Here is a 24,996-nt window from a genome sequence, read left to right as displayed (position 1 = left end):
AATGTCCAAACAGATTATGGTGCCGGATATCGGTGCCGATGAAGTTGAAGTCACCGAGATCATGGTGGCCGTGGGTGACAAGGTCGAACTGGACCAGTCCCTGATCGCCGTGGAAGGTGACAAGGCCTCCATGGAAGTCCCGGCCCCCGCCGCCGGTATCGTCAAAGAGATCCTGATCAAGGTGGGCGACAAGGTTGCCACCGGTTCCCAGATCATGGTCTTCGAAGCCGAGGGTGCTGCCGCACCGGCTCCGGTCCAGGCTGCTGCCCCGGTTGCTGCCGCGCCGGCCGCCGCTCCTGCTGCTGCCGCTCGCCAGGACGTCAACGTGCCGGACATCGGTGGGGACGAAGTCGAAGTGACCGAGATCATGGTTGCCGTGGGCGACATGGTTGAAGCCGACCAGTCCATCATCGCTGTGGAAGGTGACAAGGCCTCCATGGAAGTGCCTGCACCGTTCGCCGGTCGCGTGGTCGAGATCAAGGTTGCCGTCGGCGCCAAGGTTTCTACCGGCTCCCTGGTGATGGTCTTCGAAGTGGCGGGCGCTGCCCCGGCCGCTGTTGCCGCGCCGGCTCCTGCTGCTGCCCCCGTGGCTGCCGCTGCTCCGGTTGCCGCCGGTGCCAAGGACGTCAACGTGCCGGACATCGGCGGTGACGAAGTGGAAGTGACCGAAATCATGGTCGCCGTGGGTGACAAGGTTGAAGCCGACCAGTCCCTGATCACCGTGGAAGGCGACAAGGCCTCCATGGAAGTGCCTGCGCCGTTCGCCGGTGTGGTCAAGGAGATCAAGGTGAAGGCGGGTGACAAGGTCTCCACCGGTTCCCTGATCATGGTATTCGAAGTGGCGGGTGCCGCTCCGGCTGCCGTGGCTGCTCCGGCTCCTGCCGCAGCACCTGTTGCTGCCGCTCCGGCTGCCGCCGCTCCTGCGCCGGTTGCCCAGGCTGCTGCCGCCTCCGATTTCGTCGCCAACGACGCATACGTCCACGCCTCCCCGGCTGTACGCCGTCTGGCGCGCGAGTTCGGTGTCAACCTGGCCAAGGTGAAAGCCTCCGGTCGCAAGGGTCGCATCGTCAAAGAAGACGTGCAGGCTTACGTGAAGGATGCGGTCAAGCGCGCCGAGTCCGCTCCGGCTGCCGGCACCGGCACTGGCAACGGCATGAGCGTCGTGGCCTGGCCGAAGGTTGATTTCAGCAAGTTCGGCCCTGTCGAAGAGCTGGAACTGACCCGTATCCAGAAGATCTCCGGTCCTGCCCTGCACCGCAACTGGGCCATGATCCCCCACGTCACCCAGTTCGACGAAGCCGATACCACGGATCTGGAAGCATTCCGCAAAGAGCAGAACATCCTGGCCGAGAAGCAGAAGCTGGACGTGAAGATCACCCCGCTGGTGTTCATCCTGAAGGCGGCCGCCAAGGCCCTGGAAGCCCATCCGCGCTTCTGCAGCGCCCTGTCCGAAGACGGCAGCAAGCTGATCATGAAGAAGTACATCCACATCGGTGTGGCGGTGGATACCCCCAACGGTCTGGTGGTTCCGGTGGTTCGCGACGTCAACAAGAAGGGCATCCACGAGCTGTCCCGCGATCTGGCCGAGATCTCCAAGAAGGCCCGTGCCGGCAAGCTGACCGCTGCCGACATGCAGGGCGGTTGCTTCACCATCTCCAGCCTGGGTGGCATCGGCGGTACCAGCTTTACCCCGATCGTCAACGCGCCGGAAGTGGCCATCCTGGGCGTCTCCAAGTCCGAGATGAAGCCGAAGTGGAACGGTAAAGAGTTCGTGCCGCGCCTGATGCTGCCGCTGGCTCTGAGCTACGACCACCGCGTCATCGATGGCGCCGACGGTGCCCGCTTCATCACCACCCTGAGTGGTGTGTTGTCCGACATTCGTCGACTGGTCCTGTAAGTGAGAGGGCGGGCCCAGAGCCCGCCCTTTTTGCTTCTCATTTCGTTAACAGGATTGTAAACTTGCCCCGTTTTTTTCACGGCTGCAGCGGCCTTGTTTGGCATAAGACTGTGCTGTCCGGGGATATAAGAACGACAAAGAGGTCATGATGAGTAAAGAAATCAAAACCCAGGTCGTAGTACTGGGTGCTGGCCCTGCCGGTTATTCCGCTGCCTTCCGTGCGGCTGACTTGGGTCTGGATACCATTATCGTCGAGCGTTACTCCACCCTGGGTGGCGTCTGCCTGAACGTGGGTTGCATCCCGTCCAAGGCACTGCTGCACGTCGCCAAAGTCATTGAAGAAGCCAAGGCGCTGGCCGAGCACGGCATCGTCTTCGGTGCCCCGCAGACCGACATCGACAAGGTGCGTCTGTGGAAAGAGAAGGTCATCAACCAGCTGACCGGCGGTCTGGCTGGCATGGCCAAGATGCGTAAAGTCCAGGTTGTTAACGGTTTCGGCAAGTTCACCGGCCCGAACACCCTGGAAGTGGAAGGTGCCGACGGCAAGACCACCGTCACTTTCGACAACGCCATCATCGCCGCCGGTTCCCGTCCGGTGAAGCTGCCGTTCATCCCCCATGACGACCCCCGCGTATGGGACTCTACCGATGCGCTGGAGCTGACGACCGTTCCTGGCAAGCTGCTGGTCATCGGTGGCGGCATCATCGGTCTGGAGATGGGTACCGTGTACTCCTCCCTGGGTTCCGAGATCGACGTGGTGGAATTTGCCGACCAGCTGGTACCGGCTGCCGACAAAGACATCGTCAAGATCTACACCAAGCGCGTTGCCAAGAAATTCAACATCATGCTGGAGACCAAGGTCACCGCCGTTGAAGCCCGTGAAGACGGCCTGTACGTCTCCTACGAAGGCAAGCACGCCCCGGCCGAGCCGGTTCGCTACGACAACGTGCTGGTTGCCGTAGGCCGTGTGCCGAACGGCAAGATGCTGGATGCCGAGAAGGCCGGTGTTGCCGTCAACGAGCGCGGTTTCATCGAAGTCGACAAGCAATTGCGTACCAACGTGGCCCACATCCACGCCATCGGCGACATCGTCGGTCAGCCCATGCTGGCCCACAAGGGTGTACACGAAGGCCACGTGGCGGCCGAAGTCATCGCCGGCAAGAAGCACTACTTCGACCCGAAAGTGATTCCGTCCATCGCCTATACCGAGCCTGAGATGGCCTGGGTGGGTCTGACCGAGAAGGAAGCCAAGCAACAGGGTCTGAACTTCGAAGTCGCCACCTTCCCGTGGGCTGCTTCCGGTCGCGCCATCGCGTCCGACTGCTCCGACGGCATGACCAAGCTGATCTTCGACAAGGAGAGCGGCCGCGTCATCGGTGGTGCCATCGTGGGTACCAACGGCGGTGAACTGCTGGGTGAAATCGGTCTGGCCATCGAGATGGGTGCCGACGCCGAAGACATCGCGCTGACCATCCATGCTCACCCGACTCTGCACGAGTCCGTGGGTCTGGCTGCCGAAGTGTTCGAAGGCTCCATCACCGACCTGCCGAACGCCAAGGCCAAGAAGAAAAAATAATCTTCTGCCCGTTTCATAAGAAAAGCCGCTCCATGGAGCGGCTTTTTGTTGTCTGTCTTTCGGCACCCAGCGGTCAGCAGCGCCCCTTCTTGGCCTGTCCCGGTGGGCAGAAGGTACCGTAGCCTCCGCGATCCCCATCACTGACCCGGATCCGGGTATCGTCCACGCTCACATCGGCCCCGTGCACCCGCACGGGCCCGCTGCTGCAGGCACTGAGCAGCCCCCCCAGCACTATCATCACGACCAGCTTGCCCATCATACCTCCTCTCGTTTTCCTGATTATGAGGCATGTGGCAGGGCGGTGGGAGACGGTGTATCCCCCGTGCGTCACGGCTTGCCGTGGTCATGAAGAAGGGCGCCGAAGCGCCCTGGTGCGGGTCAGGAGCTCAGAGGCGGAAGTTGCCGACCAGCTTGTCGAGCTCGCCGGAGAGGTGCTGCAGGTTGCGGCTCGACTCGGTCAGGTGATGGGCGATGTCGGCGGTCTCCATGGTGAGCTGGTTGATGTCCTCCACGTTGCGGTTGAGTTCGCCCACCACGCTCGACTGCTCTTCGGTGGCGGTGGCGACCTGAATGTTCATGTCGCTGATCTGGGTGATGTGCCCGGTGATCTGGTCGAGGGCGCCGTTGGCCTCGTCGGCCTGGGTCACCACCCGCAGGCTCTGGTTGCGCCCCTGGGCCATGGCGCTGACGGCGCGGGCGCTCTGCTCCTGGAGGCTGTTGATCATGCTCTGGATCTCGGCGGTGGAGGCGGCGGAACGGCTGGCGAGGTTGCGCACCTCGTCGGCTACCACGGCGAAGCCACGGCCCTGCTCGCCGGCGCGGGCGGCCTCGATGGCGGCGTTGAGGGCCAGCAGGTTGGTCTGCTCCGAGATGCTGCGGATGGTGTCGAGGATGCTGCCGATGGAGTCGGTCTGGCTCGCCAGGGACTCGATGACCCCGGCGACCTGTTCGATTTCACCGGAGAGGCCGACGATGCCGTGACGGGCCTGGGCGACGACCTGGGCCCCCGCATCGGCCTGCTCGTTGGCCTGCTTGGCGACGTCGGCGGCGAGAGACGCATTCCCTGCGATCTCGGTGACGGTGGCCCCCATCTCGTGGATGGCGGTGGCGACCTGGACGGTGCGATCCCGCTGGGCGGTGCAGTTGTGCTGGGTGAGTTGGGCCTTGGCGGCCACCTCGCTGGCGGTGGCGGCTACCTGGCGCGAGTTGCTCGCCACCTGCACGATGGCCCCGTGGATCCGGGTCACGAACTGGTTGAAGCTGTGGGCAATCTCGGCCAGCTCGTCCTTGCCGGTGAGACTGGCGCGGCTGTCGAGGGCGAGGTGGCGGGCCACCTCGCCAATATGGGATTGCAGGAAGGAGACCCGGCGGCGCAGCCCGATGAGGATGAGGGTCGAGACGAGCAGCGAGATGGCGATGGCGATGACGATGATGGCGATCATCTGGGCACGACCGCTGTCATAGCTGTTTTCGCTCAGGTCGTTGCGATGCTGGGCCTGACCTATCAACCCGTCGAGCAGCTCATTGGCGCCCTTGCGCATGACCCCGTAGCTCTGGCTGTAGCGATCCCGGTAGATGGCGCGTGCCTCGTCCATCTTGTTGTCAGAGAGCGCCTGCAACATGGGGGTCAGCTCCTCCCGCTCCACCCGGGTGAATTGATCGAGCAGGGTCTGGGCCCTGGCCCGGGCGTCGGGATCGACCTGGGCCTTGACGGCCTGCTCCATGGCCTGGCGCATCTCGGGAATGTCTTCCTCGCGGGTCTCCTTGACCCGGGTCAGCACCCCCTTTTCGTCGCGCAGGGAGGTGTCCTGCAGCAGCATCATGTCGATGCCGACGCGCATGCGCGGGATGCGGGAGGCCACTTCCGCCATGGCCCGCATGGGGGTGGCGGTATTCTGGAACAGCTCTTCGGCCTGCTGCCTGATGTTGTCCATGCTGCGCAGACTGGCGGCGCCAACCAGCAGCAGGGCGAGACAGGGCACGGTGACGGCCAGGATCAGTTGGGTTTTGATGGTGAGGTTGCCTGCCAGCATGTTGACTCCTTGGTGTGTTGCTGTGTCGCTACTGTAGCGGCTTGTCATGACGGTTCGCCGTCATGGGGGTCGGTATTCCCTGTCGACCCGGTGAAAAAAGGGCGCCGCAGCGCCCTTTCATCTTATAACCGGAAGTTGCCGACCAGCTTGTCGAGCTCGCCGGAGAGCTGTTGCAGGCTGCGGCTGGACTCGGTCAACTGGTGGGCGATATCGGCGGTCTCCATGGTGAGCTGGTTGATGTCCTCCACGTTGCGGTTGATCTCCCCGACCACGCTGGACTGCTCTTCGGTGGCGGTGGCGACCTGGATGTTCATGTCGCTGATCTGGGTGATGTGCCCGGTGATCTGGTCGAGGGCGCCGTTGGCCTCGTCGGCCTGGGTCACCACCCGCAGGCTCTGGTTGCGCCCCTGGGCCATGGCGCTGACGGCGCGGGCGCTCTGCTCCTGGAGGCTGTTGATCATGCCCTGGATCTCGGCGGTGGAGGCGGCGGAGCGGCTGGCGAGGTTGCGCACCTCGTCGGCCACCACGGCGAAGCCACGGCCCTGCTCGCCAGCGCGGGCAGCCTCGATGGCGGCGTTGAGGGCCAGCAGGTTGGTCTGCTCCGAGATGCTGCGGATAGTGTCGAGGATGCTGCCGATGGAGTCGGTCTGGCTCGCCAGGGACTCGATGACCCCGGCGACCTGTTCGATTTCACCGGAGAGGCCGACGATGCCGTGACGGGCCTGGGCGACCACCTGGGCCCCCGCATCGGCCTGCTCGTTGGCCTGCTTGGCAACGTCGGCTGCCAGGGATGCATTGCCGGCGATCTCGCTGACGGTGGCTCCCATCTCGTGGATGGCGGTAGCGACCTGGACGGTGCGATCCCGCTGGGCGGTGCAGTTGTGCTGGGTGAGCTGGGCCTTGGCGGCCACCTCGTTGGCGGTGGCGGCGAGCTGGCGGGAGTTGCTCGCCACCTGTTCGATGGAGCCGTGGATCTTGGCGACAAAGTTGTTGAAGCCGGTCGCCACCTGGGCCAGTTCGTCACGGCCATCGACCTTGAGGCGATGGGTGAGGTCGCCATCACCGCTGCCGAGTTCGCGGAACAGGCGGGCCAGTTCGTTGAGGGGGCGGCTCACGGAGCCCGCCAGGAGAACGCCGAGCAGCCCCATGCCGACGGCGATGGCCAGGCTGACCAGCACCATGTGCAGGCGCGCTCTGTCCAGTTCGGCATAAATCTCGGCCTCCGGCACCTGGGCCACCAGATACCAGTCGAGCAGGGGGATGTAGCTGCTGGCCAGGATCACGGGCTGGCCGTCGACCTCGGCACGGGTGGCTGCAAAGGGCTGCTTGTTGAGCAGGTTGGTGCTGCTGCCGCTGGCCAGCTGGGTCAGGTTGTCCCGATCGATGCGGGCGGCGTCGGGGTGCAGCTTCACCTTGCCGCTGCCGTCTGTCATGAAGACGAAGCCGCTGTCGCCGATACGGAAGTTGGCGAGCATGCTGACCATGCTGTCGAGGGATTTGGCGAGGCCGGCGAGGCCGCGTCCGTCGAGTTGCTGGAAGTTGACGAACAGTTTCACCTCGCCGTTGCTCTCCCGAAAGATGCTGAGCATCAGATCCTGGCGGCTCTTGGTGTAGTCATAGAACCAGTTGTCCTGATCGTGGTTCAGGATGCGCAGAAAACCGTCCTGGTTGTAGTAGGCGGCACTCTGACGATCGGCGAAGGAGGCGGTTACCAGACCATACTGGCTCGTCATGTCCTTGAGCTGGTTGATGAGGATGGACTCCTGCTCCTTGGGCATGCCGCGCTCGACCCAGTCCAGCACGAAGCGGTCGTTGGCAAGCTGTCTGGCGGCATTGGCGACCGAGGTGAGATCCTTTTCGATCTCCTTGCCGATGCGCTGGGTCAGGTTGGGCAGCTCCTGCTCGAACATGCGGTCCTCGATCAGCTGCTGGGCAGAACGCTGGCTGAAATAGCCCACCAGCAGGCAGGAGAGGGCCACGGCGAGGATGACGGTGGCCAGAATTTTCTGTTTCAGTGTCAGGCTTGCGAACATAAGGGTGACTCGGAAGTGTGAACCAGGGTTGAACTCATAATAGCGGCTGATTTGGCGCGCTCTTGAGGCGGCGGGGGCCTTTATTGTCGATTAACGTTTGCGCTCACACCCGGATTGGGCTGGATTGGCGCCCGATTTTGCCTAGACATCGTCGCAAGCGGGGCGACCCCTCGCCAGCACCCCGGCTTGCGGTTAAAGTGCTTGCACTTATAGTAGGCTGCACCTGACTGGCGGCCTGCCCGCTCGACTCGCACCGGATTTATGGACTCTCATATGCGCATCTTTCATCGGGGATGGACCCACCTGCTCGTGCTCCTGCTGGCGACCCTGCCGTTCATGGCGGCGGCCGGAGCCAATGATCCCGCGCCTTCGGCCAGAAACTCGGGGGCAACCAAGATGGAGCGTCCGAGGATCGCCCTGGTACTGAGCGGCGGCGGTGCCAAGGGGTCGGCCCATATCGGGGTGCTCAAGGTGCTGGAGGCAAAGCACATCCCGGTGGACATCATCGTCGGGACCAGCATGGGCTCCTATGTGGCGGGCATGTATGCCATGGGGCTTAGCGCCGAGGAGGTGGAGCGCACGACGCTGGCCATCGACTGGAACAAGGGCTATCAGGACAAGGTGGGACGCGACGAGCTCTCCCTGCGCAAGAAGCAGCAGACCGAGAAATACCAGCTGCGCACCGACATCGGGGTCAACGGTGACCAGACCCAGTTGCCGGACGGTTTCTTCCAGGGACAGTCCATGGCCAGCCTGCTGCGCCACGCCACCTCCAACCTGCCGGCGCAAAAGAGCTTCGACAACCTGCCTATCCCCTATCGCGCGGTGGCGACCGACATGGAGACGGTGACCCCCTTCGTGCTGGATCACGGCAGCCTCGCCAAGGCGATGCAGGCCTCCATGTCCATTCCCGGTGCCCTCAAGCCGGTGGACTGGGACGGCCGCATCCTGGCCGATGGTGGCACGGTCAACAACATGCCGGTGGACGTGGCCAAGGCCATGGGGGCCGACGTGGTGATCGCGGTGGACATCAGCGCCAAGCTGCGTACCCGGGAGTCCCTCAAGTCGGGATTGGCCATGATCGATCAGCTCACCACCTACATGACCCAGGTGGGGACCGAAAAGCAGAAGGCGCTGCTCGGCCCCAGGGACATCCTGCTGACCCCCGAGTTCGGCAACATGGGGATCGCCGACTTCGCCCTGATGCCGGAGGGGATCAAGATCGGGGAGGCGGTCGCCAACAGTGCAGCGGCCCGGCTCGATGCGCTCTCTCTCTCGCCCGCCGCCTACGCCGACTATCGCAACGGCAAGCTGAGCCGGCGCGCCGAGCGCAGCGGCCAGCCCGCCTACTACATCGACAAGGTGGAGATCATCAACAAGTCGCGCCTCTCCGACGACACGGTGCGGGCCATGCTGAACGTGCGTCCGGACAAGGTGCAGACCTACGAGAGCCTGGAGGCGGGGATCCGTCGCCTCTACGCCCTGGAGTCGTTCGATCGGATCACCTACGAGGTGGAGGAGCGGGACGGGGAGAACGTGCTGGTGGTGGACGCCAGCGAGAAGAACTGGGGGCCGGGTTATCTTAACTTCCAGCTCGGTTTCTCCGATGACTTCGAGAGCAGCTCCAACTACAACGTCGGCATGTCCTACACCCTGACCAACGTGAACGACTGGGGAGGCGAGTGGCTGACCGAGGCGTCCCTCGGGACCGCCAAGCACCTCAAGACCGACTTCTACACCCCGCTGGAGCCCTCCCAGACCTACTTCGGCGAGACGAGCCTGGCCTACGACAAGACCCAGCGACGCGTCTTCTTCCCGGAAGAGAGCAGGTCCTCGTCCGGGGTCAGCTATCTGGACTCCGAGTACAGCTTCACCAGCGTGGATCTCGCCGTCGGCTGGAATCGCCAGCCCTGGAGCCGCTTCTCCCTTGGGCTGGAGGGCAAGATCGGCAGCGTGGAGATCCAGAACCTCACCAACGCGGATGCCGATGCCTCCGCCTGGGGACCCTACATCCGCTTCGAGCACGACACCCTCGACAGCCGCTACTTCCCCTATCAGGGGGTCTACTGGGACATCAAGGGGGGCTACTCCTACGTCGATCTCGACCCCGCGGACGCGCCCTCCGAGCAGGCCGAGGGGGTGAATTACCGGCTGGTGATGATCAAGCCCTGGTCCTGGGACAGGCACAGCCTCAACCTGATGCTGGAAGGGGGCGGCTCAAGCTCCCAGGAGACGGTACCACTGTTCGTGCAGGATCTGGGCGGGCTGTTCCGCATGTCCGGCTTCCAGCATTACCAGTTGAGCGGTCGCTACAGCCTGTTCGGCGGATTGCGCTACATCTACCGGGTGGCGGACAACGACTTCGGTGCCTTCAAGGCGCCCCTGTTCCTCGGGGGCTCCCTCGAGCAAGGGGGGGTCTGGGACAAGGGAGAGGACATCAGCATCGAATCCTCCTATACCTCGGGTTCCCTCTATATGGGGGTGGAGAGTTTCCTCGGTCCCATCTTCCTCGGCTATGGCGTGGCGGAGGGGGGACACGACATGTTCTATCTGCAATTGGGCACTACGTTCCAATAAGGGCAAAATGCTGCCTTTTTGTTAACTCACCTTGGGTGGGCGGCTTGTCACTCTAAAAAAACCTAATGGGTTTATATGGTTATGCTGGTTTGATGAATAACTGCACAGGGTTTGGATTTTAATTAGTCGTTAAAACTTATATAGTGGGGGGCACCCTACGGGTGTCCCGCAAGGACGATCGCCGCGAGCTTGGGCGAACCCCAAAAAAAAGACCAAAGAGGAATTAGTCGTGCTTGAAACATACCGTAAACACGTCGCAGAACGTGCCGCCGAAGGCGTGGTTGCCAAACCTCTGGACGCAGAGCAGGTCGCCGCCCTGGTTGAGCTGATCAAGAATCCGCCCGCCGGCGAACAGGACTTTCTGAAAGAACTGTTGTCCTCCCGCATTCCCCCGGGTGTTGATGAAGCGGCCTATGTGAAAGCCGGCTTCCTGACCGCCGTCGCCAAGGGCGAGGCCCATTCCCCCATCCTGACTGCCGCCGAAGCCGTCGAGCTGCTCGGTACCATGCAGGGTGGTTACAACATTCAGCCGCTGATCGACCTGCTGGACGATGCGACCCTGGCTCCTCTTGCCGCCAAGGGCCTCTCCCACACCCTGCTGATGTTCGACTCCTTCCACGACGTGGAAGAGAAGGCCAAGGCGGGCAATGCCCACGCCAAGCAGGTGCTGCAATCCTGGGCCGACGCCGAGTGGTTCCTGAACCGCCCGGCCCTGGCCGAGAAGATCACCGTCACCGTGTTCAAGGTGACCGGCGAAACCAACACAGATGATCTGTCGCCGGCGCCGGACGCCTGGTCCCGCCCGGACATTCCGCTGCACGCCCTGGCGATGCTGAAGAACGCCCGTCCCGGCATCACCCCGGACAAGGATGGCGTCATCGGCCCCATCAAGACCATTGATTCCCTGAAAGAGCAGGGCTTCCCGCTGGCTTACGTGGGTGACGTGGTCGGTACCGGCTCTTCCCGTAAATCCGCCACCAACTCCGTGCTCTGGTTCATGGGCGACGACATTCCGTTCGTGCCGAACAAGCGTGCCGGCGGCGTCTGCCTCGGTGGCAAGATTGCCCCCATCTTCTTCAACACCATGGAAGATGCCGGCGCCCTGCCCATCGAAGTGGACGTCTCCAAGCTGGAAATGGGCGATGTCATCGACATCTTCCCCTATGAGGGCAAGATCACCCGCCACGGCACCGACGAGGTGCTGGCCCGGTTCGAACTGAAGACCGAGGTGCTGATCGATGAAGTGCGCGCCGGTGGCCGCATTCCGCTGATCATCGGCCGCGGCCTGACCGACAAGGCCCGCGAAGCGCTGGGTCTGCCGTTCTCCACCGTGTTCCGTCGTCCGCAGCCTGTTGCCGACACCGGCAAGGGCTTCACCCTGGCTCAGAAGATGGTGGGCAAGGCATGTGGCGTGGAGGGCATCCGCCCGGGCACCTACTGCGAACCCAAGATGACCACGGTCGGCTCTCAGGACACCACGGGCCCCATGACCCGCGACGAGCTGAAAGACCTGGCCTGCCTCGGTTTCTCCGCCGATCTGACCATGCAGTCCTTCTGCCACACCGCGGCCTATCCCAAGCCCATCGACGTACAGACCCACCACACTCTGCCGGACTTCATCATGAACCGCGGCGGTGTGAGCTTGCGTCCGGGTGACGGCGTCATCCACTCCTGGCTGAACCGCATGCTGCTGCCGGATACCGTGGGTACCGGTGGTGACTCCCACACCCGTTTCCCCATCGGTATCTCCTTCCCGGCGGGCTCCGGTCTGGTGGCCTTCGCTGCCGCCACCGGCGTGATGCCGCTGGACATGCCGGAATCCGTGCTGGTGCGCTTCAAGGGCGAGCTGCAGCCGGGCATCACCCTGCGTGACCTGGTCCATGCCATCCCCTACGCCGCCATCCAGAAAGGGCTGCTGACCGTCGAGAAAGCGGGCAAGAAGAACATCTTCTCCGGCCGTATCCTCGAGATCGAAGGTCTGCCAACCCTGAAGGTGGAGCAGGCATTCGAGCTGGCGGACGCCAGCGCCGAGCGCTCTGCCGCTGGTTGCACCATCAAGCTGGATAAAGAGCCGATCATCGAGTATCTGAAGTCCAACATCGTGATGCTGAAGTGGATGCTCTCCGAAGGCTACGGCGACGTGCGCACCATCACCCGCCGCATCAAGGGGATGGAAGAGTGGCTGGCCAACCCGGTACTGATGGAAGCGGACAAGGATGCCGAGTACGCCGAAATCATCGAGATCGATCTGGCCACCATCAAGGAGCCGATCCTGTGTGCGCCGAACGATCCGGACGACGCCCGTCTGCTGAGCGACGTGGCGGGTGACAAGATTGACGAGGTGTTCATCGGTTCCTGCATGACCAACATCGGCCACTTCCGCGCCGCTGGCAAACTGCTCGAGAAGTATCAGGGCGAGTTGCCGACCCGCATGTGGATCGCCCCCCCCACCAAGATGGACAAGGATCAGCTGACCGAAGAGGGCTACTACGGCATCTTTGGTCGGGTCGGTGCTCGCATCGAAATACCCGGCTGTTCCCTCTGTATGGGCAACCAGGCGCGGGTAGCGGAAGGGGCCTCCGTGGTCTCCACCTCCACCCGCAACTTCCCGAACCGTCTGGGCAAGGGTGCCAACGTCTATCTGGCTTCTGCGGAGCTGGCCGCGGTTGCCGCCATCATCGGCAAGATCCCGACCGTGGAAGAGTATCTGCAGTACGCCAAGACCCTGGACGCCACTGCGGCCGACACCTACCGCTACCTCAACTTCAACGAGATCGCCTCCTACACCAAGAAGGCCGATGCGGTGATCCTGCAGCAAGCGGTCTGAGACTCGCCGGTCTGACCACTGAAAATAACAATGCCGCGTCTCGACGCGGCATTTTCCATTTCAGGGGGCTGCGCGATAATGACCCGCCATGCCCAGCAACGGCGTCGTCGATTTGCCTGGTACGCGCGTTGCGCTTTCGTTGTCTGGCCATGATGGCCCCACCGTTTCCTGGTGGGCATTTTTATACCGCGGTACCTGCGAAGCGGGCCCGCGCATTGCGGCGTGGTTGCTATGTTTCTGTTCCGGATTGATCTGGCCCGTATGAAGTGGCGCCTTGGTTGTGCCCTGCTGGTGTTGGCCCTGCCCCTGGTGGTGGGAGGGTGGATGGTGCATGACAGCTACGAGCAGGAGCTGAAAAACGATGCCAGTGCGTCAGCCAGCAAGGCCAGAACCTTGCTGGAGCGCATGCTGGATCAGGCCGAGCGGGCCAACCTCGAGGTATTGCCGCTGGCCGGTCGACCTTGCAGCGACAACCTGTTGCTGCTGCGCAAGCGGGTGGCGCTGGAGCCGTTCCTGCGCTCCATCAATCTGGTGCGACAGGGGATCATCAACTGCACCTCGCTGTTCGGGCCAGCCAGGGAAGTGGATGACGGCTCCCGCTACACGGATCGCAAGTTGCTGCTGATGAGCGGTAACCTGGTGCGCAAGAATCACCCCTTGCTGGTGGTACGTCAGGAGCGGGGGCGTGATGCGGCACTGAGCGCCATTGACAGCAGCCAGCTCAGTTTCATGCTCACCCTGAGCAGCGATCCCAGCGAGCTGTTCTTGCAGGTGGGGTCCGCCTGGCTCGATGAGTCCGGCCACTTCCAAAGCGATCCGCCGAAACTGCACAGCAAGTTTGCTCTGATACTCGCCTCCCAGCGTTACCCCTTCACCATCCACGCCGGTTATGCCATGCCGATCTACTGGCGTGCCCTGTGGGAGGCTCGCCATCTGCAACTGATCTGGCTGGGAGCCAGTTCGCTGGTGCTCTCACTGCTGGTGTGGTGGCTGCTTGGGCGGCCGGGGGCCCTGACGGACGAGCTGAGACGCGGGCTGCGAGCCAGGGAATTTGTCCCCTATCTGCAACCGCTGATCGCCAGCAAGGGCGGCAAGATGGTGGGAGCCGAGGTACTGATGCGCTGGCAACATGCCACCGAGGGGCTGATCCGCCCCGATCTCTTCATCCCCCAGGCGGAAGAGTCTGGCCTGATCGTGCCCATGACGGTCAACCTGATGAAGACGGTGGCCAAGACACTCCACCCGGTACAGGAGCAGTTGCCCGAGGCATTTCACATCAGCTTCAACATCAGTGCCATCCACTGCCGGGACCTCTCCCTGGTGGCGGAGTGCCGCGACTTCCTCGGCCACTTCGTGCCGGGACGGGTGGTGCTGGTGCTGGAGCTCACGGAGCGGGAGCTGCTGGTGACCAGCCCGCAGACCCTCTCCCTGTTTCGCCAGCTCGACGAGATGGGGGTGCAGCTCGCCATCGATGACTTTGGCACCGGCCACTCCAGCCTCATCTATCTGCAGCAATTCCACGTGGACTATCTCAAGATCGACCGCTCCTTCATCGGCCGTATCGGGACGGAGTCCCTCTCCGAGCACATCGTGGACAACGTCATCGACCTTGGGGGACGGCTGGGTTTGTCCCTGGTGGCCGAAGGGGTGGAGACGGAGCAGCAGGCCGCCTATCTGAGAGGCAAGGGGGTCCAGTATCTGCAGGGATACCTGTTTGCCCGCCCCATGCCGATACGCCAGTTCTGCCGGGAGCTGACGGCGGGAGAGATACAGGTCGCCGCCGGGCGCACCGCCCAGGGCTAGGCCGCGCCCACCAGGCTGTGCAGCCAGTTCACCAGGATGTCGTGGGGGCTGCCGGGTTCGGGAGGGGCGGGGGCGAGCAGGTGATAGCCGGTGCCGTCGGGGACGAAGCCGAGCGGTGCCACCAGCAGACCGGCCTCGATATCGTCGCACACCTGGCGGTAGGGGCCGATGGCGACTCCCAGCCCGGCGACTGCCGCCTGCAGGCTGAAATAGAAGTGCTCGAAGGTCTGACCCGGTACCTCCTCGTCGGCGGACATGCCTGCGTGCTGCTGCCACTCCAACCAGGCGCCCGGACGGGTCTTGGTGTGCAGACGGGGGGCCGTTGGCCTGAGGGCCTGCACATCCCCCCTGGGTTCAAAAAAGTGCGCCACCTTGCCCGGCGGGCAGACAGGGCCGGTCCGCTCCTCGAACAGCAACTGGCTGTAGAGCTCGGCAGGCCAGTGAAAGTCGTTGCGCCGGATGGCGAGATCGATGCCGCTGCCAAAGCTGAGGGCGCCGCCGCCCGCCATCAGGTGTACGTCCAGCTCCGGGTGCAGGGCCTGGAAGGCGGGCCAGCGCGGGATCAGCCAGCGCATCAGGAGGGTGGGTTCGCAGGAGAGCACCAGTGATTGGGGGCGGCTCTGCTGGCGCAGGGCCTGCGCCGTCTGGCGGATGCTGCCCAGCCCCTCTCTGACCGCCTGATAGAACCGTTCACCCGCGTTGGTCAGAAAGACCCGGCGCTGGCGCCGCTCGAACAGCATGACCCCCAGATCCTCCTCGAGCAGTCGTACCGCCCGGCTGATGGCGCCATGGGTGAGATGCAGTTCATCGGCGGCGCGGCCGAAATGCTCGGTGCGGGCAGCCACCTCGAAACAGCGCAGGGCGGTAAGGGAGGGAAGCGAGAGGGCTTTTTGTGAGTTTTTTTCACCATTCATGTCAGAAATCATCGTTCGTTATTGGTGTTATTGGCAAATAAAATAGCCGATATCCTCTCTAATCAGGACTCTTTTCATGACCGAACTGTTAGCCGTTGTCGCCATTACCCTCTTTGCCGTCATCAGCCCCGGGCCCGACTTTGCCATGGTGTCGCGTAACAGCCTGCTGCTCTCGCGCCGCACCGGCGTGCTGACGGCGATCGGCATCGCGGCCGGGGTCTGCGTGCACGTGGCCTACACCCTGCTGGGGGTGGGCCTGCTGATCCAGCAATCCCTCTGGCTGTTCAACCTCATCAAGCTGGCAGGGGCCGCCTATCTCATCTTCCTCGGCATCAAGATGCTGCGGGCCAAACCGGCTGCCGATGAAGAGAGCATCTGTCAGCCTGCCCTCTCCAGTCTGGGTGCGCTGCGCACCGGATTTCTGACCAATGTGCTCAATCCCAAGACCACCATCTTCATCGTCAGCCTCTTCATGCAGGTGGTGCAGCCGCAGACGCCGCTGGCGGTCCAGATCGGCTATGGCGCCTTCATCGCGCTGGCGCACGCCCTCTGGTTTGGTGCGGTGGCGCTCTTCTTCTCCACCCCTGCGGTGCGGGACCGACTGCTGGCGGTACGCCACTGGATCGATAGGGTGTTCGGGGGGCTGCTGGTGGGATTCGGCATGTTGCTGGCATTGACCCAGCAGACGCGCTGAGGCGGGGAGGGGCGCTCCCCCTATCCACCCCCGACTGTAGGGTCTTGTTTTTCATGCCTTGGCAGCCACTTTTCGGTAGAATTGGCGCTCATTTTGAAGTCAGATGAGGCGCGGTATGACGGTCAGGTTCCAGGCATTTCACAGCATCAAGGCGATTGGCAATCGGGAGGTGCTGTTCAACTGGTCCAGAACCAACCCCCTCGGCGCCCTTGATCAGGTGTGGCGCCCGACGACCCGTGACGAGCTGCAGCAATTGCTGCGGGAATACCCCGAGCGCAAGCTGCGGCTCATCGGCTCCGGCCTCTCTTTCGAACCCATCCACAGCGTCTACGCGGAAGGCAGCCAGGCGCTGCTGGTGGACCTGCACCACCTGCGCGGCCAGCTGGACAAGAGTGTCGATACCGTCACCTACCAGGCGGGGACGCCGCTTGATACCGTCTATGCCGACCTCATCGCCATGGATCGCATGCTGCCGGCATCCCCCGGCGTCATCGGCATCCAGACCCTGGGCGGTGCGCTCAGCACCGGCACCCATGGGCAGGGATTGCACCAGTCCGCCCTGTGCGATGCGGTGGCTGCCCTGACCGTGATGCTGGCGAGCGGCGACATCATCCGTGTGGATCGCACCGATCCGCGCTTCGGCGCCTTCGTGATGGGCATGGGGATGCTCGGCATCCTGCTGGATGTGACCCTCAACACTGTGCCCAACCGCATCATGCGCTGCACCAAGTTCACCACCGACTACCCCTTCCTGCTGGAACACAACGAGCGCCTCAACCGGGAGCACGCCTTCGTGAAGAGCTGGTGGTTCGCCTGGACCGGCGAGAGCCACATCTGGTTGGTGGATCCCGCCTCCGATGACGAGGTGGCCCGATACCGGGCCGGGGGCAGCGAGCCGCTGGTGCTGGAGGGAGACATGGACGAGCGCATGAACCTGGCGCTCAATGCCACCATAGACGCGACCCTGCAGAAGATGGCCAGAGACACCAAGGACGAGGCCAGGGCAGGCGAGCACTTCGAGACGGTACGCCGCTTCAAGGACGCCTCGGATGTGGTGGGCAACGTCTACCAGATCCTCTGCAAGGGGATCCCTGCTCCCCAGATCAACTGCGAGGTGGCCGTGCCCCTCGATCGCATGGGGGAGGCCCTTGAAATCCTGCAGGCATGGCAGGAGGCGAACCCCGGCGTGCTGCACTACCCCTTCATCCTGCGCTGCACCGGTCCCTCCGTGGCCTGGCTCAGTGCCGCCCATGACAAGTCGGTGTGCTGGATAGGTTTTCTGGTCTATCTGGCGGCGGACGGGACCTTTGTCGGGGGCTCCATGGAGCAGATGCGCGAGTTGCAGCAACTGCTGGTGCCCCTCGGCGGCATTCCCCATTTCGGCAAGCACCTGGCGATGGACCTCTACGACTTCCCTGCCTTGTTGCCGCGCTGGCACGACTTCCTGGCCCTGAAGCGGGAGCTTGACCCCCATGGCCGTTTCGAAAACCGCTGGCTTGGCGACCTGTTCGCCAACCGGTAAGGATCTGACATGACCGATATGCAAGACACTCGCTTACTCATCCTCCTGCCGATCAGAGGGGGGGCATCCCTATGACAGACATGCAAGACACCCGCATCCCCGTGACCCTGCTGACCGGTTTTCTCGGCAGCGGCAAGACCACCTTGCTCAACCACTGGGTCAAGCAGCCCGAGCTCGGGGAGTGCGCCGTGCTCATCAACGAGTTCGGCTCCGTGGGGCTGGATCACCATCTGGTACAGCAGGTGGACGAGCAGGTGGTGCTGCTCGATTCCGGCTGCATCTGCTGCTCGGTGCAGGGCTCCCTGGTGGAGGCGCTGCAGGGGCTCTTCATGAAAGCCATCCAGCGGAAAATCAAGCCCTTCAAACGGCTGATTATCGAGACCACGGGTCTGGCCGATCCGGCCCCCGTGCTGTTCACGTTGAGGGAAGAGGGCTTTATCGCCCAGCGCTACCGCTTCGATGGCACCGTCACCGTAGTGGATGCCGGCCATATCGAGCAGCAGCTGGCCGCTCAATATGAGGCGGTCAAACAGGTGGCGCTGGCGGATCTGCTGGTGGTGAGCAAGGGGGACCTGGTGGACGAAGAGACCCTTGCTCGGGTGGAAGCCCAATTGGCGGCCCTCAATCCGGCAGCCCCCATCCAGCGGGTCAGCAATGGGGTGCTCTCGCCCGCGGTGCTGGAGAAGCTCGGCGCCTACAACGAGGCGGCGGGGCGCGACGTGCGCCAGTTGCTGGCCTGGCTGCGTACCGAATCCCCGAAACAGGGGCTGGCTTCGCCCATGCAGCCGAAGATGACGCCGTTTGCCGCCAAGGTGGGGACGGTCGCGCCCACCCGCTTCGAGCACGGCAATATCGAAAGTTTCTCCCTGCGCATCGGCGAGCCGCTCAAGCCCTCCCGCCTGCTGGCCGCCATCGATGCGGTGCAGGCGCAATACGGCGATGCCCTGCTGCGTCTCAAGGGGATATTGCAACTGGAAGGGGAGAGCCAGCCCGTGGTGATCCACGGGGTGCACGGCCAGCTCTATCCGTTGCAGGCGCTGGGGGAGTGGCCCGAAGGCAAGGCCCAGTCCCGGCTGGTGTTCATCGTGAAGAGCCAGGACAGGGTAGGCATAGAGCAGTTGTTCCTCTCGACCCTCAAGGCCCCCGAACCCAGCCTGGAAGAGCACCTCAAGGCCATGCTCGGCCAGCCGGATGCCTGATATGCTGATATGACCCGCGCTCGTGCGGGTCTTTTCTTATGTGATGAGGAGAGACAGAACCATGCCTGACAGCTCCCCGATGGTGACGCCCGCCCAGCGCAAATGGCTGCCCTGGCTGACGGCGGTCGGTTTTTTCATGCAGACCCTGGATGGCACCATCCTCAACACTGCCCTGCCCAGCATGGCCGAGGCCCTGGGCGAGAGTCCGCTGCAGATGCAGTCCGTCATCATCGCCTACATGCTGACGGTGGCCCTGCTCATTCCTGCCTCCGGCTGGCTGGCGGACAGATTCGGCACCCGCCGGGTCTATCTGGTCGCCATCCTGCTGTTTACCCTGGGTTCCCTGGCCTGTGCCATCGCCAACACCCTGCCCATGCTGGTGATCGCCCGGGTGTTGCAAGGGGTCGGGGGGGCCTTGCTGATGCCCATCGGGCGTCTGGCGGTGCTGCGGGTCTACAGCAAACATGAGCTGCTGAGGGTGATGTCGTTCGTCACCATCCCCGGTCTGCTCGGCCCCCTCATCGGCCCGGCCCTGGGGGGCTGGCTGGTGGAGGTGGCGAGCTGGCACTGGGTCTTCCTCATCAACCTGCCGGTGGGCCTGCTCGGCTTCGTGGCGAGCTGGCACTTCATGCCCGACCTTCGCCAGCACACCGCCAGGTTTGACTGGCAGGGGTTTGTGCTGTTCAGTGTCGGCATGGTGCTGGTATCCGTCGGTCTGCAAGGCCTGGGGGAGCACAGCATCTCAACCGGCTGGGCCCTGTTTGCGGTATTGTTCGGTCTGGCCGCCATGGCGAGCTACTGGCTCTATGCCGCCACGGCGGAGCAGCCCCTGTTCAGTCTGGCGCTGTTCAAGACGTCCACCTTCGCTATCGGTATCTGGGGCAATCTGTTTGCCCGCCTCGGCAGCGGCGCCATGCCGTTTCTCACCCCGCTCTTCCTGCAACTGGGGCTCGGCTTCTCCCCGAGCAAGGCGGGGATGACCATGATCCCCACGGTGATCGGCGCCATGCTGACCAAGACGCTGGTGAACAAGCTCATTCCGCGCATCGGTTATCGCCGCATCCTGATCGGCAACACCCTGGCGCTCGGGGCCATGATCGCGAGCTTCTATTTCATCGACAACCAGGTGCCCCACGGCGTACTGCTGGTGTGGCTGGCGGTCTTTGGCGCCATCAACTCCCTGCAATTTTCCGCCATGAACACCCTGACCCTGCAGGATCTCAGCAGCGAGCACGCCAGCAGCGGCAACGGTCTGCTGTCGGTGGTGATGCAGCTCTCCATGAGCCTGGGGGTGGCCATCGCCGCCAGCCTGCTGGGACTCTTCTCCATCGGCCAGCCCGAGGAGAGTGGCCGCTGGCTGGAGGGGTTCCACCTCACCTATCTGTGCATCGGCCTGATGTCCATGCTGGCGGCGCTGATCTTCGCCCAGCTGGCGCGGGAAAAGCGCTGAGTCCCAGGCTCAGGGGGCGGGCAGGTAGCTCACGTCGCAGGGTAATCGGGCCAGCAGTCCGGCCAGGTGGGTGGTCTCCAGCAGGAAAGTCTGCTCGGGGTGGCCCGGCGTCCAGGTAAAGGCATGGTGATTCATGAGCACGGGATCCACCAGCAGGGGGATGTCGGCGCGTGGCAGGAAGGGGCAGACGGCTCCCGGCAGGCAGCCAATCTCGGTCTGCATCTCGTCAGCGGTGCAGATGGAGGGTTTGGCACCGAGCGCCGCCTTGACCGCCTTGCTGTCGAGCCGGCCGTCCCTGTGGGTCAGCAGCAGGGCGAAGCGACCATCCTTGAATTTGAGGAAAAGGGTCTTGCTGAACTCGGCCTGCCAGCCGAGGCGAGCCTTGACCCGCTCGTCGGTGGCGTAATCGAGGATGGGTTCGTGCTCGAAGCGCTGGTGGGGCAGGTCGGTGAGCAACTGACGGTTGAAGTCGTGAATGGCATCGAGTGGCATGGGGTTCTCCTGTGATGGCGGTCATCCTGCCACTTGCACCGGCGCAGGCCCAATCACCGTTTCTTATCCATCATCAGCGGAGTCATCAACAAGGGCACCCGAGGGTGCCCTTGTTGTTCAGTGATGCTGCAATTCGCCCGCTTTCCAGTGGAAGGGAATGGGGTCAAGGCGCTGGGAGGCTTTGTCGTAACCTGCCCACAGCTCACCGATGGTGCGGCCATCGATGGGGTGGCGGAATGTGGGAGCCAGCTCCGCCAGCGGCCAGAGCACGAAGGCGTTGGTGAGGATCTCGCCGCGCGGCAGCACCAGCGGCGTCTCGCAGACCAGCTCGCCGTAGAGCAGCAGATCGAGATCCAGGGTGCGGGGGGCGAACTTCTTGGCATCCGGCTCGCGGCCGTGAGCGAACTCCATGGCGCGCAGCCGCTGGCACAGGGTCGCCAGGGGCAGCTCGGTATCGGCACCCACCACCAGGTTGTAGAAGGGGCGGCCGTTGAAGCCCACTGCCTCGCTCTCGAATACCCGGGAGACCTGCAACTCGCCGAATTCGGCGTGCAGGGCATCGAGGCCGGCGCGGATATGGCGTTCCCGAGCGATGTTGGATCCCAGACTGATATAGATGCGGGTCATCAGTTGGCGCTCGCAGCCGGCGTGCGATGGCGCAGGATCTCGACCCCGACGCCTGCCGCATTGGGCACGGCACCCGGTTTGGTCAGGGTCACCTTGACCCACTGTACCCGCTCGTCTTCCAGCACCAGAGCGGCGACCTGCTCGGCCATGGTCTCGACCAGCTCCACTATCTTGCCCTGGGCGTGATCACAGATCTTGCGAGAGAGGGTGGCGTAATCCAGCGCCAGATTGATATCGTCGGTTGCGGCGGCTGGGCGATTGTCAAACCCCATCTCGAGGTCGAAACAGAGCTTCTGGCGAATGCCCTTCTCCCACTCATATACCCCTATGGTGGTCAAAACCTCGAGTCCGCGAATAAACACCTTGTCCATGACAGTACTTCTTCTTTACTCTTGATGGGCTGTGAAAACAGCGCAGGGATGCAGGCCCGGCAAGCAGATTGCCGCTGGCGGCCGGTTTGGGCGACACGCTTTCGGGCAAGCCCGGGCCTGGGAATGTGGCCCGCATCATACCCCATTCATATCGTGGTAAAAACGACCAAGATGACGGCCCTGACGATTTTGATGATTATTCTGGCCTATCTGGGCGGCTCGCTGTCCAGTGCCGTGCTGGTTTCCCGCATCACGGGTCTGCCGGATCCCCGTGACCATGGTTCCCACAACCCGGGGGCGACCAATGTGTTGCGCCTCGGCGGCCGGATGGCGGCGCTGATCGTACTGCTTCTCGACGTGCTCAAGGGGATGGCCCCCGTCTACCTCGCCTGGTATCTGCAGATCAAGCCCGTCTACCTCGGCTTTATCGGGGTGGCCGCCTGTCTGGGCCACATGTACCCCCTCTTCTTCCACTTCCGTGGCGGCAAGGGCGTCGCCACCGCCCTCGGTACCATGCTGCCCATCGGCTTTGCCATGGGCGGCGCCGTCATCACCACCTGGCTGCTGGTGCTGCTGGTGAGCGGCTATTCGTCACTGGCGTCCATCGTGACCGTGTTGCTGACCCCGCTCTTTACCTATCTGCTCAAACCGGAATACACGTTGCCGGTCTCTCTGCTCTCCTGTCTCATCCTGATCCGTCATCACGAGAACATTACCCGCCTGCTCAAGGGGGAGGAGTCCCGCCTCTGGGGGCGCCGGGGAGCGGTCCCGCCAACAGAAGTGATGAAAATGGATGATGCTGCGCAAAAAAGAGACGAACGAGACGAAAAGTGAAATTTCCCGTTGACCACCTGCCCTAAAATCCGTTTAATAGCGCCCACGCCCAGATAGCTCAGTCGGTAGAGCAGGGGATTGAAAATCCCCGTGTCGGCGGTTCGATTCCGTCTCTGGGCACCATATTTTGGTGCCATGAAATAAAAACGTGTTCATGCACAATGGTTTGAAGTGTGCCGGCTTAGCTCAGTAGGTAGAGCAACTGACTTGTAATCAGTAGGTCACCAGTTCGATTCCGGTAGCCGGCACCATTTGCCCAGATAGCTCAGTCGGTAGAGCAGGGGATTGAAAATCCCCGTGTCGGCGGTTCGATTCCGTCTCTGGGCACCACGAATAATTCCTCCTTAGCTCAGTCGGTAGAGCGACGGACTGTTAATCCGCAGGTCGCTGGTTCGAGCCCAGCAGGAGGAGCCAATTCAAAAGCCCAGCAGCAATGCTGGGCTTTTTCTTTTCCCGTTTTTCCATGTCCCGCTTCCCGCTGTTCGAAAAGCGTCCTGTCCGGTGACAAAGCTGTCGCAGCGCTCCTCTTGAATCTTTCCTCCCAGTGACTTGGCCCGTCTGCCGAGTATGATGGCGTGGTGAGTCCCTATGCTGCGCCCGCCGGATCACCCTGTCGTGATCGACGCCTGCCGTCACCCCGGCCCGGCAAAACGGGATCGGTTTCTTGAGTGAGGTCATGCATGAATGCAACAGAGCTTTGGCAGCTTTCCCCCGAGCAATTCAACGAGTGGCGGCGTGAGAACGATTATCCCCGTATCTGGGCGCTGCTGGTGGCGTCGCTGCCCCATTTCGACGACTGGATGGCGGAGCAGAAGATAGAAAAAAGCGTGATCTTCCAGATCGGCATCGCCCGCTTCATCAGCTCCCGCTGCGTGCTGAGCCTTTGTGTCTACATGAGCGACGACAAGGTCCGCCTGTATGAGAGCGCCTCGAGTGCACTGGAATCCCTGCGCAAGAGCGGCCTCATCCGCTCGGAGACCCGTTTCGAGCCTTACAGCATGTGGCTGGCGGGAAAACATGGCAATGACGAGGTGAAACGGGTGCAAAGCCTGCTTTCGGTCTCGGAGAACAACAAGGGGGAGGCCCAGGTGCTGGGCAAGCATCGTCTGCTCAACATCGGCGGTGTTACCCTCAAAAGCCCCATCATCTCCGGCCGGTTGCTCGATTTTACCTGTCTCGACGAGCTCTCTCTCGATGGGGCCGTCAACAACTCCAAGGTTTATCTGTGGCACTGCTCGGCCAAGGGGGTCAGGGTCAATGGCGGGGTGATCGGGCTCGATCTGTTCGACTCCCTGCTGTGGGACCACAGGGCCTGGGCCAAAAAGCGGGAGCTGGCGCTGGAGGACGGGGTCTTTCAGGACTTCACCATAGAGTGCGAGGAGATCCGCTTCCACTCCTCCCGGGCGGTGCTGAAAAACTTCAGCGTCAGCGCCAAGAACTTCGATGCCACCATGGAGCACACCAACCTGGACAAGGTGGAGGTGGTCTACAACGACAATGGGCGGATCGACCACAACGAGGCGAGCAAACTCTATCGCAATGCCAAGCGTCTCTTCTCCAGCGTGGGTGACACCGTCGACGCCGGCGAGTGCTACTACAAGGAGAAGCTGCACGAGATGAAGTCCCTGGCGAGCCCGCGGGAGCTGTTCCGGGAGCGCTGGTTGCGCAGCGGTCCGATGACGAAGTGCTGGCTCTCCCTGTTGTGCTATCTCAAGTGCGCGGGCAAGTTCATCAGCTTCATCACCTGGGGGTTTGGGGAGCGTCCCATCAGAAGCCTGCTGATGTCGATGGGGGTGATCCTGCTGGCGACCCTGACCTATTTCCTGGCACCGGAGTCTGCAACCCACGGTCATCTGGGGCGCTCCCTCTATTTCAGCATCGTCACCTTCGTGACCCTGGGTTATGGGGACATCTCCCAGACCTCCTCGCCGCTGCAACTGCTGTCGGCCATCGAAGCCTTCTGCGGCATGTTCCTGACAGGTCTCTTCCTCGCGGGTTTTGCCTCGAAAACCAAGCAGTATTGACGGGAGCGCCGGCGGCGGGTGCCATCAGTGCCCGCTTCCGGTGCCCTCCTGCTGTCTTCCCATCCCTCCCGGCTGTCCCGGCGACCTTGCTTGACGCAGCGGCGGTGGAGCGACTTTATTTAA

The 24,996-nt window shown here is 62.9% G+C and carries 18 protein-coding genes and 4 tRNA genes; 15 read left to right on the top strand and 7 right to left on the bottom strand.

The genetic code is table 11. The features are described 5' to 3' along the window. Window position 1: 1 nt before the first annotated feature. Window positions 2–1,897, top strand: coding sequence for a pyruvate dehydrogenase complex dihydrolipoyllysine-residue acetyltransferase (aceF, locus tag AB7E19_RS09475; protein WP_408810027.1), 1,896 nt, complete (start codon window positions 2–4; stop codon window positions 1,895–1,897). A gap of 148 nt (window positions 1,898–2,045) precedes the next feature. Further along, window positions 2,046–3,473, top strand: a complete 1,428-nt coding sequence (gene lpdA / locus AB7E19_RS09470; protein ID WP_010675812.1) for a dihydrolipoyl dehydrogenase — start codon at window positions 2,046–2,048, stop codon at window positions 3,471–3,473. 73 nt (window positions 3,474–3,546) lie between these two features. On the opposite strand, the gene AB7E19_RS09465 is transcribed toward lpdA, so the two are convergent. From AB7E19_RS09465 to AB7E19_RS09455, 3 genes are all read right to left on the bottom strand, one after another. Continuing rightward, window positions 3,547–3,729 (bottom strand): hypothetical protein, encoded by a 183-nt coding sequence (locus tag AB7E19_RS09465; protein ID WP_017779057.1) that lies wholly within the window; start codon window positions 3,727–3,729, stop codon window positions 3,547–3,549. Between the two features lie 130 nt (window positions 3,730–3,859). After that, the gene (locus AB7E19_RS09460; protein WP_322131591.1) at window positions 3,860–5,506 is read right to left on the bottom strand and encodes a methyl-accepting chemotaxis protein; all 1,647 of its coding nucleotides are present in this window, start codon (window positions 5,504–5,506) and stop codon (window positions 3,860–3,862) included. Window positions 5,507–5,628: 122 nt separating this feature from the next. After that, window positions 5,629–7,539: a methyl-accepting chemotaxis protein gene (locus AB7E19_RS09455; protein WP_323939862.1), complete on the bottom strand. Its 1,911-nt coding sequence runs from the start codon at window positions 7,537–7,539 to the stop codon at window positions 5,629–5,631. A 273-nt stretch (window positions 7,540–7,812) separates the two neighbouring features. Here AB7E19_RS09455 and AB7E19_RS09450 point away from each other — a divergent pair, with 273 nt between their 5' ends. The 3 genes from AB7E19_RS09450 (at window position 7,813) to AB7E19_RS09440 (ending at window position 14,746) form a co-directional block, all read left to right on the top strand. Further along, the gene (locus AB7E19_RS09450; RefSeq protein WP_045522144.1) at window positions 7,813–10,116 is read left to right on the top strand and encodes a patatin-like phospholipase family protein; all 2,304 of its coding nucleotides are present in this window, start codon (window positions 7,813–7,815) and stop codon (window positions 10,114–10,116) included. A 229-nt stretch (window positions 10,117–10,345) separates the two neighbouring features. Further along, entirely contained in the window at window positions 10,346–12,943 is a 2,598-nt protein-coding gene (gene acnB, locus AB7E19_RS09445; protein ID WP_119197031.1) for a bifunctional aconitate hydratase 2/2-methylisocitrate dehydratase, read from the top strand. A gap of 231 nt (window positions 12,944–13,174) precedes the next feature. Further along, complete coding sequence (locus AB7E19_RS09440; protein WP_041213989.1) at window positions 13,175–14,746, top strand: EAL domain-containing protein; 1,572 nt, start codon at window positions 13,175–13,177, stop codon at window positions 14,744–14,746. Here the strand turns inward: AB7E19_RS09440 and AB7E19_RS09435 are convergent. Then, window positions 14,743–15,660: a LysR family transcriptional regulator gene (locus AB7E19_RS09435; RefSeq protein WP_124243692.1), complete on the bottom strand. Its 918-nt coding sequence runs from the start codon at window positions 15,658–15,660 to the stop codon at window positions 14,743–14,745. The two genes, AB7E19_RS09440 and AB7E19_RS09435, sit on opposite strands and share 4 nt — an antisense overlap. 76 nt (window positions 15,661–15,736) lie before the next feature. On the opposite strand from AB7E19_RS09435, the gene AB7E19_RS09430 reads away from it, so the two are divergent. The 4 genes from AB7E19_RS09430 to mdtD all read left to right on the top strand — a co-directional run bounded on the left by AB7E19_RS09430 (window position 15,737) and on the right by mdtD (window position 20,525). Continuing rightward, window positions 15,737–16,354 carry a LysE family transporter gene (locus AB7E19_RS09430; protein ID WP_010675804.1) on the top strand — a complete coding sequence of 206 codons (618 nt, stop codon included), beginning with the start codon at window positions 15,737–15,739 and terminating at the stop codon, window positions 16,352–16,354. Between the two features lie 115 nt (window positions 16,355–16,469). Further along, window positions 16,470–17,876, top strand: a complete 1,407-nt coding sequence (locus AB7E19_RS09425; RefSeq protein WP_427935062.1) for a D-arabinono-1,4-lactone oxidase — start codon at window positions 16,470–16,472, stop codon at window positions 17,874–17,876. Between the two features lie 71 nt (window positions 17,877–17,947). After that, window positions 17,948–19,075 carry a CobW family GTP-binding protein gene (locus tag AB7E19_RS09420; protein WP_167826512.1) on the top strand — a complete coding sequence of 376 codons (1,128 nt, stop codon included), beginning with the start codon at window positions 17,948–17,950 and terminating at the stop codon, window positions 19,073–19,075. A 61-nt stretch (window positions 19,076–19,136) separates the two neighbouring features. After that, the gene (mdtD, locus tag AB7E19_RS09415) at window positions 19,137–20,525 is read left to right on the top strand and encodes a multidrug transporter subunit MdtD (protein WP_010675801.1); all 1,389 of its coding nucleotides are present in this window, start codon (window positions 19,137–19,139) and stop codon (window positions 20,523–20,525) included. A 9-nt stretch (window positions 20,526–20,534) separates the two neighbouring features. Here mdtD and AB7E19_RS09410 read toward each other — a convergent pair whose 3' ends face one another. The 3 genes from AB7E19_RS09410 to folB all read right to left on the bottom strand — a co-directional run bounded on the left by AB7E19_RS09410 (window position 20,535) and on the right by folB (window position 22,015). Next, window positions 20,535–21,017 (bottom strand): YbaK/EbsC family protein, encoded by a 483-nt coding sequence (locus AB7E19_RS09410; RefSeq protein ID WP_042864868.1) that lies wholly within the window; start codon window positions 21,015–21,017, stop codon window positions 20,535–20,537. A gap of 117 nt (window positions 21,018–21,134) precedes the next feature. After that, on the bottom strand, window positions 21,135–21,644 hold the full coding sequence (gene folK / locus AB7E19_RS09405) for a 2-amino-4-hydroxy-6-hydroxymethyldihydropteridine diphosphokinase (RefSeq protein WP_103858835.1): 510 nt from the start codon (window positions 21,642–21,644) through the stop codon (window positions 21,135–21,137). Beyond that, window positions 21,644–22,015 carry a dihydroneopterin aldolase gene (gene folB, locus AB7E19_RS09400; protein ID WP_010675798.1) on the bottom strand — a complete coding sequence of 124 codons (372 nt, stop codon included), beginning with the start codon at window positions 22,013–22,015 and terminating at the stop codon, window positions 21,644–21,646. Before folB ends, folK begins: the two co-directional genes overlap by 1 nt. A 171-nt stretch (window positions 22,016–22,186) precedes the next feature. On the opposite strand from folB, the gene plsY reads away from it, so the two are divergent. The 6 genes from plsY (at window position 22,187) to AB7E19_RS09370 (ending at window position 24,873) form a co-directional block, all read left to right on the top strand. After that, entirely contained in the window at window positions 22,187–22,849 is a 663-nt protein-coding gene (gene plsY / locus AB7E19_RS09395) for a glycerol-3-phosphate 1-O-acyltransferase PlsY (protein ID WP_053288103.1), read from the top strand. A gap of 47 nt (window positions 22,850–22,896) precedes the next feature. Next, a tRNA-Phe gene (locus AB7E19_RS09390) sits at window positions 22,897–22,972 on the top strand. 52 nt (window positions 22,973–23,024) lie between these two features. Next, window positions 23,025–23,100 (top strand) — tRNA-Thr (locus AB7E19_RS09385). 3 nt (window positions 23,101–23,103) lie between these two features. Next, a tRNA-Phe gene (locus AB7E19_RS09380) sits at window positions 23,104–23,179 on the top strand. An 8-nt stretch (window positions 23,180–23,187) separates the two neighbouring features. Continuing rightward, window positions 23,188–23,263 (top strand) — tRNA-Asn (locus AB7E19_RS09375). A gap of 266 nt (window positions 23,264–23,529) precedes the next feature. Next, window positions 23,530–24,873: a potassium channel family protein gene (locus AB7E19_RS09370; protein WP_043152903.1), complete on the top strand. Its 1,344-nt coding sequence runs from the start codon at window positions 23,530–23,532 to the stop codon at window positions 24,871–24,873. Window positions 24,874–24,996 lie beyond the last annotated feature (123 nt).

Origin of the sequence: Aeromonas sp., assembly GCF_050252055.1 — a bacterium.
GTDB lineage: Bacteria > Pseudomonadota > Gammaproteobacteria > Enterobacterales > Aeromonadaceae > Aeromonas > Aeromonas caviae.
The sequence above is the reverse complement of the archived record's forward strand: the minus strand, read 5'-3'. Positions and strand labels throughout refer to the sequence as shown.

Bases quoted from the DNA above. Each gene is read 5' to 3' on its own strand.
- aceF (WP_408810027.1), top strand. From the start codon at position 2: ATGTCCAAACAGATTATGGTGCCGGATATCGGTGCCGATGAAGTTGAA.
- lpdA (WP_010675812.1), top strand. From the start codon at position 2,046: ATGAGTAAAGAAATCAAAACCCAGGTCGTAGTACTGGGTGCTGGCCCT.
- AB7E19_RS09465 (WP_017779057.1), bottom strand. From the start codon at position 3,729: ATGGGCAAGCTGGTCGTGATGATAGTGCTGGGGGGGCTGCTCAGTGCC.
- AB7E19_RS09460 (WP_322131591.1), bottom strand. From the start codon at position 5,506: ATGCTGGCAGGCAACCTCACCATCAAAACCCAACTGATCCTGGCCGTC.
- AB7E19_RS09455 (WP_323939862.1), bottom strand. From the start codon at position 7,539: ATGTTCGCAAGCCTGACACTGAAACAGAAAATTCTGGCCACCGTCATC.
- AB7E19_RS09450 (WP_045522144.1), top strand. From the start codon at position 7,813: ATGCGCATCTTTCATCGGGGATGGACCCACCTGCTCGTGCTCCTGCTG.
- AB7E19_RS09440 (WP_041213989.1), top strand. From the start codon at position 13,175: ATGTTTCTGTTCCGGATTGATCTGGCCCGTATGAAGTGGCGCCTTGGT.
- AB7E19_RS09435 (WP_124243692.1), bottom strand. From the start codon at position 15,660: ATGAATGGTGAAAAAAACTCACAAAAAGCCCTCTCGCTTCCCTCCCTT.
- AB7E19_RS09430 (WP_010675804.1), top strand. From the start codon at position 15,737: ATGACCGAACTGTTAGCCGTTGTCGCCATTACCCTCTTTGCCGTCATC.
- AB7E19_RS09425 (WP_427935062.1), top strand. From the start codon at position 16,470: ATGACGGTCAGGTTCCAGGCATTTCACAGCATCAAGGCGATTGGCAAT.
- AB7E19_RS09420 (WP_167826512.1), top strand. From the start codon at position 17,948: ATGACAGACATGCAAGACACCCGCATCCCCGTGACCCTGCTGACCGGT.
- mdtD (WP_010675801.1), top strand. From the start codon at position 19,137: ATGCCTGACAGCTCCCCGATGGTGACGCCCGCCCAGCGCAAATGGCTG.
- AB7E19_RS09410 (WP_042864868.1), bottom strand. From the start codon at position 21,017: ATGCCACTCGATGCCATTCACGACTTCAACCGTCAGTTGCTCACCGAC.
- folK (WP_103858835.1), bottom strand. From the start codon at position 21,644: ATGACCCGCATCTATATCAGTCTGGGATCCAACATCGCTCGGGAACGC.
- folB (WP_010675798.1), bottom strand. From the start codon at position 22,015: ATGGACAAGGTGTTTATTCGCGGACTCGAGGTTTTGACCACCATAGGG.
- plsY (WP_053288103.1), top strand. From the start codon at position 22,187: ATGACGGCCCTGACGATTTTGATGATTATTCTGGCCTATCTGGGCGGC.
- AB7E19_RS09370 (WP_043152903.1), top strand. From the start codon at position 23,530: ATGAATGCAACAGAGCTTTGGCAGCTTTCCCCCGAGCAATTCAACGAG.